The following is a 23,218-nucleotide window of genomic DNA, read 5'->3' on the forward strand; positions in this document are numbered from 1 at the left end:
CTCCGCCCGTGTTTCATTGGGTAAAACACGGGCTTTTAGCGCCGTACTTACAATAATTTGTAGACGATGTTGAAGATGGTCAGCAGACCGACGATAGTGACAAAATAGTTTTCTGGCCGCCCTCTGAAACGGGCCAGAGAAGGTAATTTATGAATAGCGTACATTGGCAACAGGCACAGGAGCGAAGCAATAATAGGTGCGCCCATAGCTTCAATTAAATCAAGTATATTAGGATTGATATAAGCTACTAACCAGGTTGATCCCATAATAAAGAACATGCTGATCAGATTAAGCTTCCCACTGGATATTTTTGTTTTATCACCTTTATAACCGAACTTAATGACTAAACCATTAAGACCTTCCAACGTACCGAGATAATGTCCGAAGAAAGATTTAAAAATAGCGACAAGCGCTATTAGCGAAGCGGCGTATTCCAGAGTGATTGAAAAAGTCGACCGGCTACCGGCCATCGAAGAAAAATGGTTAGCCAGATAAGACAATACTGGGATATTTTGTGCCTTGGCTTCCGCCATATTTTGTGGTGAAAGGGTAAATAGGCAGCTAAAGGCGAAGAACATCACCACTGCCACCATTAATATGCTGGCCCTACTGATAATCTGAGAGCATTTCTTCTCAGTATATTCACGGCCAAATTCCGGTTCGTATTCTTCACGTTTCGATACCACGAAAGAAGAAACAATCGGTGAGAAGTTGAAGGAGAACACCATAATGGAAATCCCCAACCATACTGTCACCAATATGCCATCGTGCCCTAACAACGAAATCTGACTCAAATCCACTTGCTCAATAACCGAGGCATTCCAGTAAGGAATTAATGAGAGAGAGATAAGCACCAGACAAGCAATAAACGGGAAGACCAGGAAACTCATTACCTTAACCATCAAGTCTTTACCGAAGTAAATGACCACGGCCATTAGTAGCAATAACGCTAGTGCTACCACACCCCGGTTTAATGGCGCTAACTGGAGTTGATTTTCCCAGAAAGTCATAAAGGTATTGGTGATAGTCACACCATAAATCCACAGCAGCGGACAAATGGCAAAGAAATACAAGAAGGTAATAACCACACCACCGGTTTTGCCAAAATGTTCTTCGACAGTTTCAGTGATATTGCCCGAACAATTGCTACCAGATAAACATAAGCGAGCAAGTGCACGGTGGCAGAGGAAAGCGATAGGATATGCCAACACCAACATAATTAAAATAGGAATTAACCCGCCAAAACCCGCGCGGATAGGAAAGAATAAAACCCCGGCCCCTATAGCTGTACCAAATAATCCCAAAGTCCAAGTTGTGTCAGATTTGCGCCACGTTTTTGTTTCTATTGTGGTTGTAATAGCATTATCGATATGCATTAATAAATTCCTTATTAATATATTTTACGAAATACTGCCTAGTCCCGTTATTTGTGATACGCGCGATAAATCTATATTCCCGCCTGATATAATACTGACGGTTTTTTTACCTGTAATATAATCTTTTAATTTTCCGCTTAATAATGCTGCGGATGCTAATGCTCCTGCGCCCTCAGTAATAATCTTATTACGTTGAATAAGATCGACCATACTTCTTCTAATTTCATCTTCACTGACCAATACAATATCAGTAACTAATGCTTTAACTATTTCGAAAGGTAAAGTGCCGGGGCGAGCGACATCACAACCATCAGCTAGCGTGCTGGCTTTACGGTGATTGGTAATACTGCCGCTATAATAAGATGCCGCCATGCCATGAACATTTTCTGACTGCACACCAATGATATTAATGGTTGGGTTAATAGATTTAATCGCCAATGCAATACCAGAAATTAATCCGCCACCACCAATAGGTACAATCACATTATCGACGTCATAAAGATCTTCGAGTATTTCAAGCCCTATTGTCCCCTGCCCGGCAATAACTTTTTCATCATCAAATGGGTGGATAAAAATACGGTTTTCCATTTCAATAATTTCGCTGGCTTTAGCAATAGTGTCATTGAAGTTCTCACCATGGAGCACCACCTCAGCAGAGTATTCACTGGTCGCCGCAATTTTTGATTTAGGTGCGCAATTTGGCATGACCACCTTGCTGTTAATCCCCAGCATGGCACAAGACAGAGAGACACCTTGCGCATGGTTACCCGCCGAGCAGGCCACGACGCCCTGTTTTCTTTGTTCTTCGCTGAGTGAACTGAGCTTATTAAACGCCCCGCGGATCTTGAATGACCCCGTACGTTGCATATTCTCAAACTTGAGATAAATCTCGCCATGACAGCGCTCACTCAGATAATTCGATCTCGCCAGCCCGGTTTTGTAGATATGCCCTTGCAATCTTTTCTGTGCTTCAATTACATCATTTATTGTTATCGGTAAGTTGCTGTAAATTTTCATTTTTAATAGCCTTGCAGAGTAATATTTTTAAGAAGAATGTATTTCATGCGGCAGGATGCTACGGTACAAAAAACTGGATTAATGTGACAATCACAGCAAAAAACCACGCAAGTGATCATGCGATCAGCTGTTTATTTCAAAAAATGCAATGGGGTCGACATTCCTTTTTTCGGATTAGTTTTACTAATGTTAAAAAACAAAAGATGACAAAAACGATAGCTCGATGAATTATTAGGTAAAATTGTGGGGGCCAGTCAGAAAGGTGGACACACTAATTTAACATGCTGTTTACAGGCTATAGTGCAGCATAAAATGCTAGATTTTTACTCTTCTACTCGAAGTCTCTATTTATAAATTCCCTCCACTTTCCACCCTTTTTCAGTTTCCATCGCAAAGCCCAGTTAACGGCGTCAACTCTTGCCTCTGGATTTGTCAGTATATTTACCCACCAACGGCGATAAATCCGTTAATTTCTGACATAAAAATGCCTCATCCCAGCTTCTTTCCTACACCCCAATGAATGTGAGTACATTTCACTTACATTTGATGATTTGGATCAATATATCGAGTTTTAGCCATTGATCGAATGCTTATGATTATCATTTAATTTATCATTCAGAATGCAATAGAGCCTGTTATGAATATTGATTTGATGCCATATCACGCCCGTCAGGGGCCGCTACCGTTCCCAAAACGCTGGGCCACAATGCCCTGGCGGGATAGTCGCCCACTGCCAGCCGAATCACTCGAGGATAACTGGCAGGCACTGCTACAAAAGGCGCTACCACCTAATAAGCGTTTGCTTTATTTACATATTCCGTTTTGTGCTACTCATTGTACTTTCTGCGGTTTTTATCAAAATCCATTACAAACCGACAGTACTGCGCGCTACACCGACTACCTGCTGCGGGAATTGAGCATGGAGGCCAGCAGCCCACTGCTACAAGGGGGGCCAATTCATGCCATTTACTTCGGTGGTGGCACGCCCAGTGCGCTTTCAGCACAACAGTTACACAGTATTATCAGCCAGTTGCGTAAAAGTTTACCGCTAGCACCTGACTGTGAAATAACCGTTGAAGGGCGAATTTTCAATTTTGATGATGAGCGGATTGATGCTTGTCTGGAAGCGGGTGCTAACCGTTTCTCGGTCGGGGTACAAACCTTTAATACCCGCATTCGTCAGCGCATGGGGCGTAAGGCCAGTCGTGATGAGGCGATTCATTTTCTGACTAATCTGGCTTCCCGCGATCGCGCCGCCGTAGTTTGCGATTTAATGTTCGGCTTACCCCATCAAACACCAGAAACCTGGCAGGAAGATTTGGCTATCGTGCGCCAACTACCACTAGATGGTGTTGACCTGTATGCCCTTAATCTGTTGCCAACCACACCACTGGCCAAGTCAGTAGAAAATAACCGGATAGAGCTGCCGACACTGGCGCAGCAGTGTGATTTTTACTGTAGCGGCGCTGAGAGCCTCGCCCAAGCCGGTTGGCATCAGTTAAGTAATAGCCATTGGGCGCGCACCACTCGTGAGCGAAATCTTTATAACTTGTTGATTAAACAAGGAGCGGATTGTCTGGCATTGGGTAGCGGTGCGGGAGGCTCTTTACAAGGGCACGCCTACATGCAGCACCGTAGTCTGGATAACTACTACCGATTAATCGACAGCGGGCAAAAACCATTGATGATGATGACGCAAGCCAGCGGCGAACATCCGTGGCGAGCTAAATTGCAAAGCGGAATCGAAGTCGGTCGTTTAGATTTGAGCGAGTTAATCACAGATCCCTACCCGTTAATGCCATTGATCGCGCAGTGGCATCAGAGCCACCTGCTAAAAGATGACAGTTTCTGCTTGCGGCTCACCGACAGCGGGCGTTTTTGGGCCAGTAACATCATGCAGGCTCTGCAAAATATTATTCCTTCACTTATTACCACGGAAAGCCATTCATGAATGCTCCAACTCTCCAAAACAAACCCTCTTTGGCCGAATTTCTTGCCACTCAACCCGATGGCACGTTGGAACAAATTGCTCAGGATTATCAGGTCAGCCCGCTTGATGTGGTACGTGAATTACCAAAACGCATATTAGTCAGCGCGGAGCATTTTGATCGCGTCTGGGACAGCATGACGGAGTGGGGAGATGTCACCACCCTGGTACATACCGCCGATATTATTTTGGAGCACAAAGGCCCACTGCCGAGCGGTTTTCATCGCCACGGCTATTTCAACCTTCGCGAGAAACACGGTCTTAGCGGCCATATCAGAGCACAAAACTGCCAGGCAATTGCCCTACTGGAACGCCCGTTTATGGGCATGGCGACCGCATCGGTCCAATTTTTTAATCAGCAAGGTGATGTGATGCTGAAAGTCTATGTTGGCCGTGATGAACATCGTCAGTTACGTGCTGACGGCCTTGCAGCCTTTCATCAACTGGCTCAACAGCTTGCTCAAGAATCGTCTGTTTTCGATAAAAAAATCAAGGAAACACCATGAAACCCTGGTTGATATTCGGTGCAGGCCATGGCGTTGGTGCACATCTGCTTGCGCTGGCAAACCAACACGCCGACGCGGCCCAGAACCCGCGCCCTGTCACATTACTGATACGTAATCCGCAGCAAGCAGAAGAGTTACGCAGCAAGGGGATAACTGTAGTGTGCGGGGATGCTTGTGATCCAGACAGTGTGCATCAGGCCTGCCAACTCGCAGGTCCGGACGCTGCCATCATTTCGACATTAGGTAGCCGCAGTGCGGATTATCAAGGCAACCGATTGATCATTGATACCGCCGAGAAGCTAGGCCTGAAGCGTATGCTTTTGGTGACATCCATTGGCTGCGGTGATAGTTGGCCGACGCTTTCCCCTGCCGCCCGAGCTGCTTTTGGTCAGGCGGTGCGAGAGAAGTCACTGGCTGAGAGCTGGCTACAAACTAGCAACCTGACTTATACCCTAATTCGACCCGGTGGTTTACTGGATCAACCCGCAACGGGAAAGGCAATCTGTCTGCAAACAGAGGCTCATGGCCTGGTTACTCGTGAAGATGTTGCCATTCACCTGAGTCAGATGATTGAAGATCCCACGACCTATCATCAGATTTATGCACTCGTCGACCCCGGATTAGTTCGCAGAGTAAAAATAAATTAACAATAAATATGTCTTGATGTAACACCGAACCATGATTGATAATGCTTATCATATTGATAGTGGTTATCATTACCTTGCCGTTTATATGGATAAACAGTTGAACAAAGCACCCACAATGAATGACGAGCCTGCGGCTAAACCCCCAGCGGGCAACAAGCCCCTGTCTGTCTCCAGCGAGCAATTGCTGGGAGAGCACGGTGTCGCTTTTATCATTCATCAGGGCGAATGCTATCAACTGCGCCAGACCAAAGCAGGGAAACTGATACTGACTAAATAATAACCCAATGCCAATGTCGTGACAGCACGGTAGCGGTTTCCGCTAGCTCCGCTGTGGCATCAAGGGCAAAGGATACATCGCAAGCCACCCAGATTTTAGAATCAAGGCAGCCAGCAACCTATTTATTTGTTTTGCATATGATTTTTTGCATAGAAAATATGGAGAATTGCCGACATGCCGCGTTCCACTTCCGACCGTTTCCGCTGGTCCCCACTCAGTTTGGCAATCGCTTGCACTTTGCCTCTTGCTGTTCAAGCTGCTGATACCTCGTCCACTCAAACCAACAGCAAAAAACGCACTGCCGATACCATGGTAGTGACTGCGACCGGTAATGAGCGCAGCAGTTTTGAAGCACCGATGATGGTGACAGTGGTTGAGGCCGATACACCGACCAGCGAAACCGCCACCTCTGCCACGGATATGTTGCGCAATATTCCAGGCCTGACCGTCACTGGCAGCGGGCGCGTTAACGGGCAGGACGTGACACTGCGTGGCTACGGCAAACAAGGTGTGCTGACTTTGGTTGATGGTATTCGCCAAGGCACTGACACCGGCCACCTGAACTCTACCTTCCTCGATCCGGCGCTGGTCAAGCGTGTTGAAATCGTCCGCGGTCCGTCAGCGCTGCTGTATGGCAGTGGTGCATTAGGTGGGGTTATTTCTTATGAAACCGTTGATGCCGCCGATCTCTTATTACAGGGCCAAAATAGTGGCTATCGGGTTTACAGCGCTGCGGCGACCGGCGATCACAGCTTCGGCTTAGGTGCCAGTGCCTTTGGCCGCACCGATGATGTCGATGGTATTCTCTCTTTTGGCACGCGTGATATCGGCAATATTCGCCAAAGCGACGGTTTTAATGCGCCAAATGACGAGACCATCAGCAATGTACTGGCAAAAGGCACCTGGCGTATTGACCAGATTCAGTCGTTAAGCGCCAATCTGCGCTATTACAACAACAGCGCACTGGAGCCAAAGAATCCACAAACCAGCGCGGCATCCAGCACCAATCTCATGACCAACCGCTCGACTATCCAACGTGATGCACAGCTTAAATACAACATTAAGCCACTTGATCAAGAATGGTTGAATGCCACGGCGCAGATTTACTACTCCGAAGTGGAAATCAATGCACGGCCACAAGGCACCGCGGAAGAGGGACGCAAACAAACCACCACAGGTGGCAAGCTGGAAAACCGCACCCGTCTGTTCACCGACAGTTTTGCATCACACTTGCTGACTTACGGTACAGAAGCCTATAAACAGGAACAAACGCCGAGCGGTGCGACTGAAAGCTTCCCACAAGCAGATATTCGTTTTGGTTCTGGCTGGCTGCAAGATGAAATCACCTTACGCGACCTGCCGGTTTCTATTTTGGCCGGTACCCGTTATGACAACTATCGCGGTAGCAGCGAAGGCTATGCCGATGTGGATGCTGATAAATGGTCATCTCGTGGTGCCGTCAGTGTGACACCGACAGACTGGCTGATGCTGTTTGGTTCCTATGCTCAGGCTTTCCGCGCTCCAACTATGGGCGAGATGTACAACGATTCGAAACACTTCTCGATGAATATCGCGGGCAATACCCTGACCAACTACTGGGTGCCGAACCCGAATCTGAAACCGGAAACCAACGAAACTCAAGAGTACGGTTTTGGCTTGCGCTTTAACGACCTGATGATGGCTGAGGATGACCTGCAATTCAAAGCCAGCTACTTCGATACCAATGCCAAAGACTATATCTCCACCGGCGTGACCATGGACTTCGGCTTCGGGCCGGGTGGCTTGTACTGCAAAAACTGCTCTACCTATTCCACCAATATCGATCGGGCCAAAATTTGGGGTTGGGATGCCACTATGACTTACCAAACCCAGTGGTTTAACTTGGGTCTGGCCTATAACCGCACCCGTGGTAAAAACCAAAATACCAATGAATGGCTCGATACCATTAACCCGGATACCGTCACCAGCACCTTAGATGTACCGGTGGCGAACTCCGGCTTTGCTGTGGGTTGGATCGGAACATTTGCTGATCGCTCTAGCCGAGTCTCCAGCTCAGGCACACCGCGAGCCCGTTATGGCGTCAATGACTTCTACGTCAGCTATAAAGGCCAAGAGCAATTTAAAGGTATGACCACCACCGTGGTGTTGGGTAACGCATTCGATAAAGAGTATTACGCGCCACAAGGCGTGCCACAGGATGGTCGTAACGCGAAGTTCTTCGTGAGCTATCAGTGGTAACTAAATACAAAAGTTAGTCTGAAATAACACTTCCGGTAATTCAATCAGCGAATTACCGGATTATCATTTCTACCTGTCACCTGCATATAAAAAATCAATAGAACGAGGAAGTTATTATGAGCAAATCAATATACGAGCAGTATCTACAAGCTAAAGCAGATAATCCGGGCAAATATGCGCGTGATTTGGCCACTCTGATGGGGATTTCAGAAGCGGAACTGACCCATAGCCGCGTTGGTCATGATGCCAAACGTTTGAAAGGTGATGCCCGCGCACTACTGGCCGCATTGGAAGCTGTCGGTGAGGTCAAAGCTATCACCCGCAACACCTATGCCGTGCATGAGCAAATGGGCCGTTACGAAAATCAACATCTGAATGGTCATGCGGGTTTGATCCTCAATCCACGCAATTTAGATTTACGCCTGTTCCTCAACCAGTGGGCCAGCGCATTCACGCTGACAGAAGAAACTCGCCACGGTGTACGCCATAGCATCCAGTTCTTCGACCATCAAGGCGATGCTCTGCATAAAGTGTATGTCACTGAACAAACTGACATGCCAGCCTGGGAAGCGCTACTGGCGCAGTTTATCACCACAGAAAATCCAGAGTTGCAGCTAGAGCCACTGAGCACACCTGAAGTCACTGAACCGACAGCCACCGATAAAGCTGTAGATGCTGAATGGCGTGCTATGACTGACGTGCATCAGTTCTTCCAGTTGCTCAAACGCAATAATCTGACCCGTCAACAGGCCTTCCGCGCCGTGGGTAATGATCTGGCTTATCAGGTTGATAACAGTTCTCTGACCCAGTTGCTGAACATTGCTCAGCAAGAACAGAATGAAATCATGATTTTTGTGGGTAACCGTGGCTGTGTACAAATCTTCACCGGCATGATTGAAAAGGTTACACCACATCAAGATTGGATTAATGTTTTCAACCAGCGCTTCACGCTGCATCTGATTGAAACAACGATTGCTGAAAGCTGGATTACCCGCAAGCCAACAAAAGACGGTTTCGTGACCAGTTTGGAACTGTTTGCTGCTGATGGCACCCAAATTGCACAACTTTACGGTCAGCGCACCGAAGGCCAGCCAGAACAAACGCAATGGCGTGAGCAAATTGCTCGCCTCAATAATAAGGATATCGCCGCATGAGACTAAGGTTACTGTCACTCCCTTTCATTCTGTCGCTGAGCGCCTGTCTTCTGCCGCTGAACTCTTTCGCCGCAGAACGTATCGTCACCATTGGCGGTGATGTCACAGAAATCGCCTACGCACTAGGTGCGGGTGGTGAGATTGTGGCTCGTGACAGTACCAGTCTACAGCCTCAGGCAGTGCAAAAGCTGCCTGATGTTGGTTACATGCGCATGCTTAATGCCGAAGGGATTTTGGCAATGAAGCCGACCATGCTGCTGGTCAGTGAGCTGGCGCAACCTTCACTGGTACTCAAACAAGTCGCGGATAGTGGTGTAAATGTTGTCACTGTACCGGGTCAAACCACACCTGAAAGTGTGGCTGTGAAGATAAATGCTGTTGCCAGCGCACTGCATCAGCAGGAAAAAGGGCAAGCACTTATCAAAGACTATCAGCAACGTTTAGCCGCAGTGAACAACACACCACTACCGGTTAAGGTGCTGTTTGTCATGAGTCATGGCGGCTTAACCCCGATGGCTGCTGGTCAAAATACCGCAGCGGACGCCATGATCCGCGCCGCCGGTGGTAGCAATGCGATGCAAGGTTTTAGCCGCTATCGCCCGTTATCACAGGAAGGGGTGATTGCCAGTGCGCCGGATTTATTACTGATCACCAGTGACGGAGTGAGAGCGCTGGGTGGCAGTGAAGGTATCTGGAAATTGCCGGGGATGGCATTGACCCCGGCGGGCAAAAATAAACGCCTGTTAGTGGTTGATGATATGGCGCTACTCGGCTTTGGCTTGGAAACACCGCAAGTGCTATCGCAACTGCGCAAAGGCATGGAACAAGCGCAATGAATTGCCGTATTCACCCGCGACTCATGCTGAGTATCCTGCTGATGATTCTGATCATCCTGGCACTCGGTTCGGCCAATATGGGTGCATTGACGCTCTCGTTTCGTACCTTGTGGCATGCATCATTAGATGATGCCATGTGGCATATTTGGCTAAATATCCGCCTGCCCCGCGTGCTGTTGGCGGTAGTGGTCGGCTGCGCGCTGGCAGTTTCCGGCGCGATCATGCAGGGGTTATTCCGCAACCCACTGGCAGACCCCGGCCTGTTGGGGATCAGCAGTGGCGCAGCCCTGTGTGTCGGGCTGATTATTGTGATGCCATTCAGTCTGCCGCCACTGCTGGCGCTTTACAGTCATATGGTCGGTGCCTTTATTGGTAGCCTGGCCATTTCTGCCATTATTTTCACCCTCAGCCGCTGGGGGCATGGCAACTTATCCCGTTTGCTGCTGGCCGGTATTGCGATCAATGCGCTGTGTGGTGCAGCGGTCGGTGTGCTGACTTATATCAGTGATGATCAACAATTACGTCAGTTCTCCCTGTGGAGCATGGGCAGTTTAGGTCAGGCGCAGTGGTCAACACTCATGGTGGCGGCATCATTGATTCTGCCTACGTGCGTGCTCGGTTTGCTGCAAGCACGCCAGTTGAACCTGTTGCAGCTAGGAGATGAAGAAGCGCACTACCTCGGCGTCAATGTAAAGCAAGCCAAACTGCGCTTGCTGTTACTCAGCGCGATTTTAATTGGTGCCGCCGTCGCTGTCAGTGGCGTTATTGGTTTTATCGGGTTAGTGGTACCGCATCTTATCCGGATGCGGATCGGGGCTGACCATCGCTGGTTACTACCCGGCGCTGCGCTGGGTGGCGCTTGCCTGTTACTGACCGCCGATACACTAGCCCGAACTCTGGTCGCACCGGCAGAAATGCCGGTCGGGTTAATCACCAGCCTACTGGGTGGCCCTTATTTTCTGTGGCTGATTTTACGTCAGCGGGAGCAACGCAGTGGTTGATATGGCGCTATTAGAAGCGAATCAGCTTTCCTACCATGTACAAGGGCAAAAGCTGATTAATAACGTTTCGCTCCAAATTGCCAGCGGTGAAATGGTGGCGATTATCGGGCCAAACGGCGCAGGGAAATCCACTCTGCTGCGTTTATTAACCGGCTATCTCGCACCATCTGAAGGTCACTGCCAGTTGCTTGGTAAGAACCTCAATAGTTGGCCGCCCCAAGCATTAGCCCGAACCCGAGCGGTGATGCGCCAATACAGCGATTTGGCCTTTCCATTCAGTGTTAGCGAAGTGATTCAGATGGGCCGTGCACCTTATGGGGCGGCGCAAAATCGTCAGGCGTTACAAGAAGTGATGGCGCAAACCGACTGTCTGGCACTGGCGCAGCGGGATTACCGCGCACTGTCCGGAGGCGAGCAACAACGGGTTCAACTCGCTCGTGTGTTAGCACAACTGTGGCAACCAGAACCGACCCCGCGCTGGTTGTTCCTTGACGAACCAACCTCCGCATTGGATTTGTATCATCAACAGCATACCCTGCGCTTATTACGCCAGCTCACCCTTCAGGAACCCCTGGCGGTGTGCTGTGTGCTGCATGATTTGAATCTGGCCGCACTCTATGCCGATCGTATTTTGCTGTTAGCACAGGGCGAACTGGTGGCCAGTGGTACACCAGAGGAAGTGCTCAATGCCGAAACACTGACCCGCTGGTATCAGGCTGATTTGGGCATTTCGCGTCACCCAGAAAGCGCCCTGCCACAAATTTATCTGCGCCAATAATCTCAAACCAAACCAGCCTCAGGTTGGTTTGGTTTTTCTGTCCCTATCGACAGCCCATCCTCTTCCAGCAATTCGTAAATTGTCTTACCCACTTTTTGCACGGCGCGTTCAATTTCAGCCGTCATCGGTTTGCTGTAACTCAACCGCAAACAATTACGATATTTACCTGAAGCTGAGCTGATAAATCCGGCTGCCACCTGTACACCTAATGGCAACAAACAGCGATTTAGGCGCAAGCTATCAAAACCATGCGGCAATTCGACCCATAACATAAAGCTGCCTTGTGGCCGACTCAAACACGTATTCGGCGGGAAATACTTCATCACCCAACCGGTCATAATGTCGCGATTACGTTGGTATTGGCGGCGCATCCGACGTAAATGCTGCATGTAATGGCCCTGCTTGATAAATTCAGCCATCGCCAGCTGTGGCAATGACGCAACCCGTCCGGCAGAAATGTATTTCATGTGTAACGCTTTATTCAAATAGCGCCCCGGAGAAATCCAACCAATACGTAAGCCCGGAGCCACCGTTTTTGAGAAAGAGCTGCACAGCAATACTCGCCCATCATCATCAAATGAGGCAATGGTCGGTGGGCGCGGATATTGATAAGCCAGAGCGCCATACACATCATCTTCAATAATGGCGATGTCGTAACGCTGAGCGAGAGTCAATAATGCCTTTTTGCGCTCATCCGGCATATTGTAGCCCAGCGGATTATTGCAGGTCGGCGTCAGTTGCACGGCCTTGATCGGCCATTGATCCAAAGCCATTTCCAAGGCTTCCAGACTGATCCCCACCACCGGATCGGTTGGGATCTCAATCACCTTCATGCCCATCCCTTTTAGGGTTTGCATCGCGCCATGAAAACTGGGGGAATCCACCGCCACAATATCACCGGGCTGGCAAACGGCACCTAATGCAATAGCCAGCGCACCGTGGCACCCGGAAGTAATAATGATATTTTCAGCTGATTGATGATTACCACTGTCGAGCATCAGGCGGGCGATTTGTTCACGTAATACCGGCGAGCCGTAAATATTGTCGTATTCCAGTACCTCTTCACTCTGATGAAGACTCACCCGGCTCAATAAGCGGCTAAGGATTTTAAGCCCAGGGCCAGAAAGATCAGGTGAGCCAACCCCCAGATGGATAACATCTTCTTGATCACTTTTTTGTAAAAATGCCAGCGTATTTTCCCACTGCGAAATCTCGACCGGCCGCTGTGCATGGGTGCATGTGGCGGGTAAGGAGGGCAAATTTGAACTGCAACGCACGAAATAACCCGACTTCGCCCGCGCCTCAATCAGCAAGCATTCTTCTAACTGCCGATATGCCTGCTGTACAGTGCTAATACTCACCCCATGCTCGTCACTCAAAAGTCTGACCGAGGGGAGCCGCTCACCGGCGGCATAAAGCCCGGCTTTAATTCGCTGACTAAGAATGTCGGCCAGTTGTTGGTAACGAGTCATTGGTATCACCTGATAAATGAGTAAGAAGCAGTACAGATGGCACGAAATCAAGCCATTCAGTTGATATATCGCATATCTGTATGGAAATAATAGCCCTAATTTGCATCTGTAATGTTTTATGCCAAAGCTTCATGCTAATGGCTCACCTACTGACGGGGAGTCGATGATGAATAATATAATTGAAGATCAAATAGATGAATGCTGCTCGTCAACTGTTAGAGCTGCAAAAAATCGCCAAAATATTTTTATTCAGTTATGGCTAAAAACATACAGATATTCGTATCAATGGAATGAGCGGCGTAAAGCAGCCAATATCATGGCGAGATTGAATTCAGATCAGTTAAAAGATATTGGCCTGAGCCGAGAGGATATTAAGCGAGATTACAGCCGCCCGTTTTGGCGCTGAGAAGAAATAATGTGATAAATAGCCCGCAGAGATTGCGGGCTATTGACGAATATAGGGAACCGGTTAGAAATCGTAGCCCACTGTCGCTTGTACTGAGCGCTCTGCGCCCCAGTAGCAATACGAGGTGCTATAGCAAGCAGCGACATATTTTTTGTCTGCGATATTATTCACATTCAATTGAACAAACGCGCCTTTCAACGATGCAGCCCATGTCCCTAAATCAGCACGAACAGAGGCATCACCCAAGGTATAAGAGGGTACACGCAAGGTATTGGCATCATCTGCCCACTGCTTGCCAATGTAACGGATACCCGCCCCCACGTTGATGCCGTAACCCGCTTCATATTGCGCCCACAGCGATGCCATATTGGACGGTGCTAATACCGGTGTATTTCCATCATTGCCATCAATTGCATCTTTGAATTTCACACGATTATAGGTATAACCGGCAATCACACTTAGCCGGTCACTAATCTGACTTCTGGCTTCCAATTCCAGCCCTTGTGAATTGACCTTACCTGCCGGCACATAATAAGTCGCCGGTACTGCACGGTTTGCCACATCATTTTGGGTCAGGTCATATAAGGCGGCGGAATAGAGTGAAGTACTGCCCGGCGGCTGATATTTGATCCCCACTTCATACTGCTCGCTGGTCATCGGTTTCAGCAGTTTTTGCTGTGCATCCGGGAACAAACTTGGCGTAATAGCCTGGCTGTAACTGACGTATGGCGAAATACCGCTATCAAAACTGTACAACAGTGACGCACGACCACTCGCGTGGTTATCTGTACGTTCATCGGTGCTATTAGCAGTGTTATTAATATTTTCCGTCTTCATCCGATCATAACGACCGGACAGATTCAGGTGCCAATTATCCAGTGTCATTTCGTCTTGCAGATAAACGCCACTCTGTTCATAACGGCGGCTTAAATAGGATGTATTAATGCCGGGAGTGGTCAGCAGATAATCGCTATACAGCGTCGAACCACCTGAAACACCGGTATAGGGGTTTAACGTCGTGGCGTAAGCACTGTCACTGCGCAGATTGTTGCGGAACTTCTGGAAATCAAAGCCCAGTAATACTTTATGTTTAACCGCGGCGGTAGCGAAATCCGCTGCCAGTTGGTTATCCACCGCAAACGCATTAAGCGAGGAGTCTTCGCCAGAATAATAGCGATTCATCAGAGTACGATCGCTATTCCAGCCTCCTTGGTAAACTTGCTCTAACTGAGTATTGGAATGGGTATAACTGGCGTTTTGGCGGAAAGACCAAACATCATCAAACTTGTGTGAAAATTCATAGCTATAGATTTGTTGCCAGCGCTTAAAGACATTGTGGTTACTTTCGCCATCAAAGAAGCCACGACTCAACTTTTGCCCATAAATGCTGCCATCAGCCGGTACCGCACTGTGGTAACCGCCGGAAGGGTCTTTTTGCAAATTGGCGCGCAGTAACAATGAGGTATTTTCATCGGGTTGCCACAATAATGACGGAGCAATCGCATAGCGCTCTTCGCGCTGATGGTCATACATGGTGTCGCTGTTACGGGTTATCCCGGTCAGACGGAACGCCCAATGTTCAGATATCGCATCGGTATAATCAAATGCCGCAACTTGCGTATTGTTATTACCGGCCGTCAGGCGGAAATGACCTTCAGACGCAAATTGTGGGCGCTTGGAAGTCATCATGACTACACCACCAGGGATGCTCTGGCCATATAACGCAGAAGATGGGCCTTTAATCACATCAATACGCTCAAGGAACCACGGGTCCACTTGCAGCACATTATAACTGCCACCATCACTGAGTAAGCGCAGCCCATCAAGGAAGGTATTGTTCACATCACCGCCGTGGAAACCGCGCAAGGCGACAGTGTCATAACGGGTTGCGCCACCGGAAAAACCAGTGAAGACGCCCGGCGTGTAATTCAGCGCCTGATTAATTGTCGCAACGTTTTGATCGTCCATCTGCTGGCGGGTAACCACAGATACGGCTTGTGCCGTCAGGATGAGCGGCTGATCAGTTTTGGTGGCCCCTTTGGTGGTGGTTGCGGTGTAACCCAAGGTGGGTAAATCGGCTTCGTGGCCTGCTTTAGCCGTCACTTCTATCGTATCGTCAGCAATGGAGGCTAAGGGTATAAACATAGCCAATGAGCATAAAATAGCGGAGCGCTTTATTATAAAAGCCGAGAACATAGTTATCTTCCCCAGATAATGAGCATATGAAATAGATGGTTATCAATTAGCATCCATTGCTATTTTCGCCCGGCAAATACCCTTGCCTGTGCGCCACATATCGTGGGTCCATAAGTTCAGGGCACAATCTATTAAATGAGAGTGGTAATTACAATGATAATTATTATCTTTAATATTTAATTTAGGGGAGTGATTATCGGAGTAAGATTATTCAGTAACTCGCAGGGTGTGCCACAATAAGTATCAGGCAAGCATACCTACACAAATTAATGGGTTAATTGTGGTATTCACATTCGGGCTGACAGGTTTTATGAAAAAGAACGAGTACGTTGTTTCACGTCGACATTACCCTCTATTCTGTCTGTTATTCACACTGATTTGTGCATCACTCACCGTGATGTCAACCACAGGCACGGCCTTGGCGGCGACAACATCAGAAACAACCACTGAAAGCGATGAAGAACCAGCGAAACCGGCAGTATCAGTACAATTAATTAGCTTACAAAAACAGCTGGATAAGCTAAAACAAAATGTCTCTGTTAGCACATCAGATAATCAGCTAAACGCGTTGAATGAAACAGCAATAGCGTTAGTGAAGGATGTTGATATTCTGCTGGCAGAATTGAAGCCCAAGCGGGAACAACTACAAACACAATTAGATGTTTTAGGCCCACCGCCTGCCGCTGGCACACTGACAGAAACACCGATAGTGGCCCAACAACGCCGAGCGCTAAACACCCGTAAAATACAATTAGAAGGCCAGCATGATCAGGCCCTGTCTATCAAGGCGAATGCGGAAAACCTGGAAACACAGATTATTGCCTTGCGGCGAACAGCACTGAAATCACAAATTGCCTTAAATTCTGGCAGTATTTTGGGGGCTAAATTTTGGGCCCCCATCGTCAATCCCAATGTCGATGATGACAAGCGACTGAAGGATTTTGTACAAGAGCTAACCGATGCCTGGAATGCTGCCTGGCAGCCCGAATGGCGCACCGGCACGGCAATATACCTGCTGCTGGCACTGTTGATCGGTGCATTGGGCTTTAAACTCCTCGACAAATTGACGGCCTGGTTTTGCACTAAGTGCCTGCCTCAAGGCCCATTGCGCCGCAGTTTTATGGCCTCAGCGACCACCTTGTACACCGTGCTGATCACGGTCACCATGGCACAATGTATCATCCAGGCATTCACTCGCACACCGGATGTCTCGCAGGTGGTGATGGACTTTGCGCTGGCTTTTGTCCAACTGATGTTTTTCTCTGCGTTAGTGGCGGGCCTCGGGCGAGCATTCTTATCTAACCAGCGCCCCTCATGGCGTTTGCCCGCTATTGCCGATGAAGTCGCCGCCTCTCTCAAGCTGTTCCCTCCTCTATTAGCCAGCTGCATCATGATTTTTGGTGCCATTGATCAGATGAACAATATGATCAATATCAGCGTATCGGGAACAATTTTTGGCAATGGAATATCGGCTCTGTTGGTGGCATTGACCGCCGCCATTATTCCACTACGCGCTAACCGAATACGCCGTAATTTAGTGGTTAATGGCGAAAAACCAGAAGCTTATTCCACCTTGGCCGGATTGATTCATCTGGCTATTGGTATTACGGCAATAGCGATATTACTTTCTTTGTTAGTGGGATATATCGCACTGGCGAAATTCTTAAGTTACAAATTGGTGTGGGTTTGCCTGGTACTCTCCTGCTTATATTTACTGACCCATCTCTGTGTTGATTTGGCGGAAAGTCTATTTTCACCCACCAGCAGTGCCGGCAAAGCGATTAAGCAGACGCTAAATATTGATGATCGCCATCTGGCCCAAGTCGCAACACTATTATCAGCCACCAGCAAAGTCACACTGATATTACTGGCTATTATCGCGCTATTTAATGGCACCTTTGGCTCGACGACTCCGGTTTCGCTGTTACAAAAGACCGTGGAACTGTTAGGTGGGGAAGGGCTGGAAAAATTAAATATCGTCCCGACGAATTTATTTAATGCCGCACTTTGCCTGCTCATCGGGCTATATGCGCTGAATGTCGCGCGACGTTGGTTAAGTAATGAGTTTCTGCCAAAAACCCAGATGGATACGGGGATAAAAACCTCGGCGGTCACTCTGTTCAGTAATATCGGTTATGTATTGGTGATTCTGCTGACTTTATCGGTACTCGGCATTCAGTGGAATAAATTAGCCTGGATTGTCAGTGCATTATCAGTGGGTATTGGTTTTGGTTTGCAGGAGATTGTGAAGAACTTTATTTCCGGCATTATTTTGCTCACCGAGCGCCCGGTGAAAGTGGGCGATTTAATCAGTATTAGTGGCGTTGAGGGCGATATTCGGCGCATTAATGTTCGTGCTACAGAAATTCAACTCAGCGACCGCTCGACAGTTATCGTGCCAAACTCTCAATTGATTTCGCAGAATGTGCGTAACGCCACGATGGCTAATGCGCAGGGGGTTGTGACCATTGCCCTGACATTCCCGCTAGATTTAGATGTTGAACTGGCGCAAGAGTTGCTGATAGCGGCTTACGAAGAGCACGAATCGATACTCGATACTCCGGCTCCATCAGTGAAATTTAGTCAGCTAAGCCCGGATGGTATTGTGCTCAGTGTCACCGGTTTGGTACCGAGTCCACGCATGGTGAGTAATACTAAAAGCTCGTTGTTATTCAGTATATTAAAACGACTTCGGGCCGCGGGTGTGTCTCTGGCGGTGGCAACAACCCCAAGCCCACCCACTGTCAATTAACCTTGAGTGGGCCATAAGTCATATCATGATGATAAAACTTATGACCCCTCAATAAGTTACTTCGCCGGACTCAGGCTAAACACTTTTGGATTGCGCCCTAACCATTGGGCAGCTAAGGCATTAACCTGCTCAAGTGTGACCGCTTTCACCTGCTGCTCTTCTTGAGCCAATAAAGCAAAGTTGCCATCGTCGCTGGCAACTTGTGCCAGTGCATCAGTCCAATAACTGGCACTGCTACGGCTGGCTTCTTGCTCGATCCACCAGGCTTTTTTCGCTTTATCCAACTCTGATTGCGTGACACCCGCCGTGGCTATTTGCTGTAAAACCTTCTGCGCCATTTGCGCCATTTCCTGTGAGCGCTCAGGGGCTGAGGTAAAGTTAAGCCGCGCCAGATAATAAGGCTGTGGCAGTTTTGCCAACAGTTGTGAGAAACCTAACGTATAAATACCGCTGGCTTGCTCGCGCATGTCATAACGCAACCGCAATGTGACGATTTTATCCAATAATTGCAGTGCCAGTAGGTTCGGCTGCGACCAATTAGCATCGGCTGAGAACTGCATACTGACCATCGTTTTCGGGCTACTGGCGAGCGGATAATCATGGCTCATCGCCTGGTTCAGCGGCTTTATTTCTAAATCGCGCCAATGCAAACGCTGTTCGCTGCGCGGCAAGCTGCCCAGCCATTTTTCCACCAGCGGCTGTAAGCGTTTCTCATCTAACGCACCACTGAGGGTCACAGTCATATCTTGCGTGGCAGAAAAGAGTTGCCGATGACGTTGTTCAAGGCCCGCCACGGTGAAGTTACGCCACGGCCCTGTTGCGGTTACCAGCAACCGATCGCCATGTTGATAACCCGCTTGTGTAATACTGTCGAGGAAGCGGCGCTCAACGGGCTGTTTCTCCAAACCTAACCCAAATGATTGTTTTTGTTGCGCTAATTTTTCTGTGGAAAACTGAGGTGCGGTGATTTTCAAATACAGCAATTGCAACAGAGGTTCGAGTTTGTCTGCCGGGGCCGAACCGCGCAAACCGTGGAACAGCATCTCATCATAAGGAGCGATAGCCACTTCGGATTGTTTGCCTAATTGGGCTAACTGCCGTGGGTTGTATTGGCTGTAGCCACTCACTTCCGGTAACCGCATCGCCCAATTCACTTCACCGACACGACTATCATCCTCCAACGAGCGCCCACCCGGTATCCGCAGCGAGAGTTGCACATCATCTTTTAAACGGTTATTGGCTTTCACAATCACCCGAATACCATTGCTCAATGTCCAGAGTTGGGTATCGGGGATAGGTAAAGCCTGGCGCTGCACAATCTTACCGGCAGGCGGCGGGGTGACAGTCAAGGTAACCGGCTTCGGCTTCAGGGTAAACGGCCCTGGAGCACTTTGGCGAATACTGTTCCACATCGTCGCCAATTGCTGGTTATCCACCAATGACTTATCACTATCCGGGCCAATCAGTGCCAACCGGGCAGATCCTTCCTGCAATAATTCAGCTACTTGCGCCTGAACATGCTGTGGGCCGATGGCCTCAAGCCAGGTTTTTGTCATCGCCAATTGCTGCTGTTTGTTTAGCATTGGCAGTTCAAATTCAATGGCGGTGGTGAGATTATCCGCCAGATACCCATGCTGATAGCGGCTCTCGGAAGCAGCCTGCTGGCTCAGCTTGATGAGGATTTGTTGGCGGGCCGCATTCAGCTCCGCCTCACTAACTGGCGCAGTTGCCATTCGCTGCAACTCAGTGAATAGCTGGCGCAATGTGCCGTTATAGTCACTGCCTTGCGGGCGGGCAATCATCAAGTGTTGAATGCGACGGTTATCCAGCAGAGCACCTTGTTGGTTGATGCTCGCCACCAATAACTGGTCGTTATCCACCAGCAAGGACAGCCGCTGATTAAAAATAGTCAGCCACAAGGTATCGAGCAGATCACGCCACTGCCCATTGTCACTGTTTAGCGGGGCCGCGAGGTCACGCTGTAGTGCTAACTGAATAATGCGCGTCCCCTGCTCAGCATCAAATACCGTGCTGAGCATTAACCCTGGCTGCGGGGCGAATTTCGACCAACTGGCATCATCCTTCGCCAACTTTTCTGGTACAGGAATCGCGAATAACTCATTGATCTGTTTTCGTAAATCATTCACTTTAAATTGGCCGACCACCACCAATGCCATGCGCTGAGGCTGATACCATTGCTGATAATAATTAACAGCTTCGCTGACAGGAGCTTGTCGCACCACATCCAGCAACCCAATAGGATCACGTTCTGCATAGCGGCTACCGTGGTAACGTAGCTGCTCCAAAGCCTGATTGATACGGAACCCCACACCTTGGCGCAAGCGCCACTCTTCGACGATCACCTGTCGTTCTTTATCAAAGGCGGCGGGTTCAAAGCTGATGCCCTGCGCCCAGTCCGATAAGATTCTCAGCCCCAACGTCAGTTGTTTTTCATCGGCATTTGGCAGAGATAGCTTATACGTGGTGGCATTCAAGCTGGTCACAGCATTGACATGGCTACCCAGTGTAATGCCTTGTTTCTCGAGCGATTTAAAACTGCTGGTACCGGGGAAGTGACGAGTGCCTTTGAACGCCATATGCTCAACAAAGTGGGCCAGCCCGCGCTGTTGCTCACTCTCTTGCAATGAACCACTGTTCACCAACAGGCGCAGTTCTACACCGGGTTGATCACGCGGCAACAGGTAAACCTGCATACCATTACCAAGAGTGAAATGCTGAAGATCAGCACGCACCGGCAGTGTTTGCTCTTGCGCTGAAACCGGCAGAACACAACCCAAAAACAGGCAAACGAATAATGTTCGCACTAGTTGGTTAAACATGGTGTGGCAACTCCTTGAATAACATCGGATGAATCATCGAGGTGGTATTGGTGGTCGACAATATCAGCCAGGAAGGTTTGATGGCTGACCAGCAGTACCGCGCTGTTCGGTAACTGCTGTCTAAGCAACTGTAATAAGTGGCGAGCACTGGTGGCATCCAGCGCAGCGGTGGTTTCATCCAGCAAAATCAGCCGAGGCTTATTCAGTAACAGGCGGGCGAACATCAGCCGTTGCTGTTCGCCACCGGACAGACGCTGTTGCCAATCAGTTGACAGCGCTAACTGATAATTCAGTTGCGGCAATCCAACTTGCACCAACACCTGCTGCAATTGCGCTTCAGTAAAATCTTCGCGTTGTGCCGGATAAGCCAGTAAGTCATCCAGCCGCTCATGGGGCAGATAGAGGCGCTGAGGCAACCAGCTCACACTGTCACTGCGCTGAATGCGGCCCTGATAATGAGGCCAATGGCCACTTAAAGTGCGTAGCAAGGTAGATTTGCCGATCCCCGATCGCCCTTGGATCAAGGTCAGGCTGCCCGCAGTGGCATTAAGAGTGATATTGCTCAATAACATCGTGTCATCGGCAGTGTAGAGATCCAGTGCAGCGCGCAGTGGCAAGCTGTCGTCTGGCGCACTTTCAACCGGGCTAACCGGCTCAGCATCCAGTAACACCACAAAGTTATACAAGCGGGTGACCGTGGCCTGCCAGGCGGCAATCTCACGGTAAGAGAAAATAAACCAACCCAACGCCCCAGCAACTTGAGCAAAGGATTGGCGGATTTGCATCAGCCCGCCCAGTAATAACTCACCGGCCAAAAACTTGGGTAGTGCAAAGAAAATGGGTGCCAGCGCACTGAGTTGTTGATAGCCCACAGTGAAGAATGAGAGGTTTTTTTCATAGCGAATCAGCTGATACCAGTTATCGGCTACCGCACGGAAACGTTGTAATAATGCCGCGCGCTCATGGTATTCACCGCGCTGCCCAGCAATGGCATCACTGGCTTCACGGCGAGCAATCAAGCCACTGCGGTAATCTGCCTCACGCCGTTGGCGATCCATATTAAGTTGGCGTAGCGGATACCCAATCCAATGGGTCAAGCCAATGCCTAGCAAGGTGTACAGAATACACACCCAGAACATATAACCCGGTAGGGTGAAACTGTGTTGTGCCAGCGAGAAGCTAATACTGCCAGAGAGTTGCCACAGAATAGTGGCGAACGAAATCAGAGTGAGCAGTGAATGCAGGAAAGTAATAAGCAACCGCAGGCTGGATTCAATCAGCAACCGGACATCTTCGGCAATACGTTGGTCGGGGTTATCCGGCACCAGCGCATTGATTTTTAACGCATAATGTTGGCCTTTATGTGACAACCAGCGCGCCAGAATATGTTCGGTCATACCGATACGCCAGCGCATAATCAATCGCTGCTTAAGGTAGTCAGCGAAAACCACCACCAAAATCAATGCGCTAACCAACAGGATGAAATGCTGCAATAACTGGTACAGCGCCTGGCTGTTCAGTTGCTGTAACGCGTTGTAAAAATTGCCATTCCATTGGTTCAGTTGCACATTAAACCAAACAGAAGAAAGGCTGAGCGCCAACACCACCAGCAGTAACAACCAGGCCAGCAGTGCTGAGCGTATGCCCCAGAACGGTCTGGCGAGGTAATAGAATTGTTTCAGTGTTTTCATAATTTGTTCTTTTTCATCAATAAGGCCAATTGCTTTCATCAACA

The 23,218-nt window shown here is 48.9% G+C and carries 17 protein-coding genes; 11 read left to right on the forward strand and 6 right to left on the reverse strand.

The window, feature by feature from the left end; all coding sequences use genetic code 11:
* Positions 1 to 47: 47 nt before the first annotated feature.
* Both tdcC and tdcB read right to left on the reverse strand, forming a co-directional pair.
* Positions 48 to 1,376 (reverse strand): threonine/serine transporter TdcC, encoded by a 1,329-nt coding sequence (tdcC, locus tag QSV56_RS18810; protein ID WP_005175589.1) that lies wholly within the window; start codon positions 1,374 to 1,376, stop codon positions 48 to 50.
* 24 nt (positions 1,377 to 1,400) lie between these two features.
* Positions 1,401 to 2,393, reverse strand: coding sequence for a bifunctional threonine ammonia-lyase/L-serine ammonia-lyase TdcB (gene tdcB, locus QSV56_RS18815; protein ID WP_019080736.1), 993 nt, complete (start codon positions 2,391 to 2,393; stop codon positions 1,401 to 1,403).
* A gap of 637 nt (positions 2,394 to 3,030) precedes the next feature.
* Between tdcB and hutW the strand changes: the two genes are divergently transcribed.
* The 9 genes from hutW (at position 3,031) to QSV56_RS18860 (ending at position 11,817) form a co-directional block, all read left to right on the forward strand.
* Positions 3,031 to 4,344, forward strand: coding sequence for a heme anaerobic degradation radical SAM methyltransferase ChuW/HutW (hutW, locus tag QSV56_RS18820; RefSeq protein WP_019084272.1), 1,314 nt, complete (start codon positions 3,031 to 3,033; stop codon positions 4,342 to 4,344).
* Positions 4,341 to 4,886, forward strand: a complete 546-nt coding sequence (hutX, locus tag QSV56_RS18825; protein WP_046695522.1) for a heme utilization cystosolic carrier protein HutX — start codon at positions 4,341 to 4,343, stop codon at positions 4,884 to 4,886. Before hutW ends, hutX begins: the two co-directional genes overlap by 4 nt.
* Complete coding sequence (locus QSV56_RS18830) at positions 4,883 to 5,533, forward strand: SDR family oxidoreductase (protein WP_019084274.1); 651 nt, start codon at positions 4,883 to 4,885, stop codon at positions 5,531 to 5,533. The genes hutX and QSV56_RS18830 overlap by 4 nt, the downstream gene beginning before the upstream one ends.
* 31 nt (positions 5,534 to 5,564) lie before the next feature.
* The gene (gene hemP / locus QSV56_RS18835) at positions 5,565 to 5,810 is read left to right on the forward strand and encodes a hemin uptake protein HemP (RefSeq protein WP_019080740.1); all 246 of its coding nucleotides are present in this window, start codon (positions 5,565 to 5,567) and stop codon (positions 5,808 to 5,810) included.
* A gap of 174 nt (positions 5,811 to 5,984) precedes the next feature.
* Positions 5,985 to 8,048 (forward strand): TonB-dependent hemoglobin/transferrin/lactoferrin family receptor, encoded by a 2,064-nt coding sequence (locus QSV56_RS18840; protein ID WP_301213279.1) that lies wholly within the window; start codon positions 5,985 to 5,987, stop codon positions 8,046 to 8,048.
* 116 nt (positions 8,049 to 8,164) lie between these two features.
* Positions 8,165 to 9,202 carry a hemin-degrading factor gene (locus tag QSV56_RS18845; RefSeq protein WP_046051782.1) on the forward strand — a complete coding sequence of 346 codons (1,038 nt, stop codon included), beginning with the start codon at positions 8,165 to 8,167 and terminating at the stop codon, positions 9,200 to 9,202.
* Positions 9,199 to 10,038, forward strand: coding sequence for a hemin ABC transporter substrate-binding protein (locus tag QSV56_RS18850; protein ID WP_005156544.1), 840 nt, complete (start codon positions 9,199 to 9,201; stop codon positions 10,036 to 10,038). Before QSV56_RS18845 ends, QSV56_RS18850 begins: the two co-directional genes overlap by 4 nt.
* Positions 10,035 to 11,039: an iron ABC transporter permease gene (locus QSV56_RS18855; RefSeq protein ID WP_046695526.1), complete on the forward strand. Its 1,005-nt coding sequence runs from the start codon at positions 10,035 to 10,037 to the stop codon at positions 11,037 to 11,039. The genes QSV56_RS18850 and QSV56_RS18855 overlap by 4 nt, the downstream gene beginning before the upstream one ends.
* A gap of 1 nt (position 11,040) precedes the next feature.
* On the forward strand, positions 11,041 to 11,817 hold the full coding sequence (locus tag QSV56_RS18860) for a heme ABC transporter ATP-binding protein (RefSeq protein WP_050162063.1): 777 nt from the start codon (positions 11,041 to 11,043) through the stop codon (positions 11,815 to 11,817).
* A 2-nt stretch (positions 11,818 to 11,819) separates the two neighbouring features.
* Here QSV56_RS18860 and QSV56_RS18865 read toward each other — a convergent pair whose 3' ends face one another.
* Positions 11,820 to 13,289 carry a PLP-dependent aminotransferase family protein gene (locus QSV56_RS18865; RefSeq protein WP_046695527.1) on the reverse strand — a complete coding sequence of 490 codons (1,470 nt, stop codon included), beginning with the start codon at positions 13,287 to 13,289 and terminating at the stop codon, positions 11,820 to 11,822.
* 166 nt (positions 13,290 to 13,455) lie between these two features.
* On the opposite strand from QSV56_RS18865, the gene QSV56_RS18870 reads away from it, so the two are divergent.
* Complete coding sequence (locus QSV56_RS18870) at positions 13,456 to 13,695, forward strand: DUF1127 domain-containing protein (protein WP_050131178.1); 240 nt, start codon at positions 13,456 to 13,458, stop codon at positions 13,693 to 13,695.
* A 63-nt stretch (positions 13,696 to 13,758) separates the two neighbouring features.
* Here QSV56_RS18870 and QSV56_RS18875 read toward each other — a convergent pair whose 3' ends face one another.
* Positions 13,759 to 15,891, reverse strand: coding sequence for a TonB-dependent siderophore receptor (locus QSV56_RS18875; RefSeq protein ID WP_019084277.1), 2,133 nt, complete (start codon positions 15,889 to 15,891; stop codon positions 13,759 to 13,761).
* A gap of 418 nt (positions 15,892 to 16,309) precedes the next feature.
* Here QSV56_RS18875 and QSV56_RS18880 point away from each other — a divergent pair, with 418 nt between their 5' ends.
* Positions 16,310 to 18,643 carry a DUF3772 domain-containing protein gene (locus tag QSV56_RS18880; RefSeq protein WP_032900967.1) on the forward strand — a complete coding sequence of 778 codons (2,334 nt, stop codon included), beginning with the start codon at positions 16,310 to 16,312 and terminating at the stop codon, positions 18,641 to 18,643.
* Between the two features lie 56 nt (positions 18,644 to 18,699).
* Here QSV56_RS18880 and QSV56_RS18885 read toward each other — a convergent pair whose 3' ends face one another.
* Positions 18,700 to 21,483: a pitrilysin family protein gene (locus QSV56_RS18885; RefSeq protein ID WP_263698265.1), complete on the reverse strand. Its 2,784-nt coding sequence runs from the start codon at positions 21,481 to 21,483 to the stop codon at positions 18,700 to 18,702.
* The gene (locus QSV56_RS18890) at positions 21,468 to 23,213 is read right to left on the reverse strand and encodes an ABC transporter ATP-binding protein/permease (RefSeq protein ID WP_161803513.1); all 1,746 of its coding nucleotides are present in this window, start codon (positions 23,211 to 23,213) and stop codon (positions 21,468 to 21,470) included. Before QSV56_RS18890 ends, QSV56_RS18885 begins: the two co-directional genes overlap by 16 nt.
* Positions 23,214 to 23,218 lie beyond the last annotated feature (5 nt).

This window comes from Yersinia sp. 22-579, assembly GCF_030433455.1.
GTDB classification, from domain to species: domain Bacteria; phylum Pseudomonadota; class Gammaproteobacteria; order Enterobacterales; family Enterobacteriaceae; genus Yersinia; species Yersinia enterocolitica.

What these genes read in the sequence shown, in the direction of transcription:
- tdcC (WP_005175589.1), bottom strand. Translation starts at nt 1,376, where the DNA reads ATGCATATCGATAATGCTATTACAACCACAATAGAAACAAAAACGTGG.
- tdcB (WP_019080736.1), bottom strand. Translation starts at nt 2,393, where the DNA reads ATGAAAATTTACAGCAACTTACCGATAACAATAAATGATGTAATTGAA.
- hutW (WP_019084272.1), top strand. Translation starts at nt 3,031, where the DNA reads ATGAATATTGATTTGATGCCATATCACGCCCGTCAGGGGCCGCTACCG.
- hutX (WP_046695522.1), top strand. Translation starts at nt 4,341, where the DNA reads ATGAATGCTCCAACTCTCCAAAACAAACCCTCTTTGGCCGAATTTCTT.
- QSV56_RS18830 (WP_019084274.1), top strand. Translation starts at nt 4,883, where the DNA reads ATGAAACCCTGGTTGATATTCGGTGCAGGCCATGGCGTTGGTGCACAT.
- hemP (WP_019080740.1), top strand. Translation starts at nt 5,565, where the DNA reads ATGATTGATAATGCTTATCATATTGATAGTGGTTATCATTACCTTGCC.
- QSV56_RS18840 (WP_301213279.1), top strand. Translation starts at nt 5,985, where the DNA reads ATGCCGCGTTCCACTTCCGACCGTTTCCGCTGGTCCCCACTCAGTTTG.
- QSV56_RS18845 (WP_046051782.1), top strand. Translation starts at nt 8,165, where the DNA reads ATGAGCAAATCAATATACGAGCAGTATCTACAAGCTAAAGCAGATAAT.
- QSV56_RS18850 (WP_005156544.1), top strand. Translation starts at nt 9,199, where the DNA reads ATGAGACTAAGGTTACTGTCACTCCCTTTCATTCTGTCGCTGAGCGCC.
- QSV56_RS18855 (WP_046695526.1), top strand. Translation starts at nt 10,035, where the DNA reads ATGAATTGCCGTATTCACCCGCGACTCATGCTGAGTATCCTGCTGATG.
- QSV56_RS18860 (WP_050162063.1), top strand. Translation starts at nt 11,041, where the DNA reads ATGGCGCTATTAGAAGCGAATCAGCTTTCCTACCATGTACAAGGGCAA.
- QSV56_RS18865 (WP_046695527.1), bottom strand. Translation starts at nt 13,289, where the DNA reads ATGACTCGTTACCAACAACTGGCCGACATTCTTAGTCAGCGAATTAAA.
- QSV56_RS18870 (WP_050131178.1), top strand. Translation starts at nt 13,456, where the DNA reads ATGAATAATATAATTGAAGATCAAATAGATGAATGCTGCTCGTCAACT.
- QSV56_RS18875 (WP_019084277.1), bottom strand. Translation starts at nt 15,891, where the DNA reads ATGTTCTCGGCTTTTATAATAAAGCGCTCCGCTATTTTATGCTCATTG.
- QSV56_RS18885 (WP_263698265.1), bottom strand. Translation starts at nt 21,483, where the DNA reads ATGTTTAACCAACTAGTGCGAACATTATTCGTTTGCCTGTTTTTGGGT.
- QSV56_RS18890 (WP_161803513.1), bottom strand. Translation starts at nt 23,213, where the DNA reads ATGAAAGCAATTGGCCTTATTGATGAAAAAGAACAAATTATGAAAACA.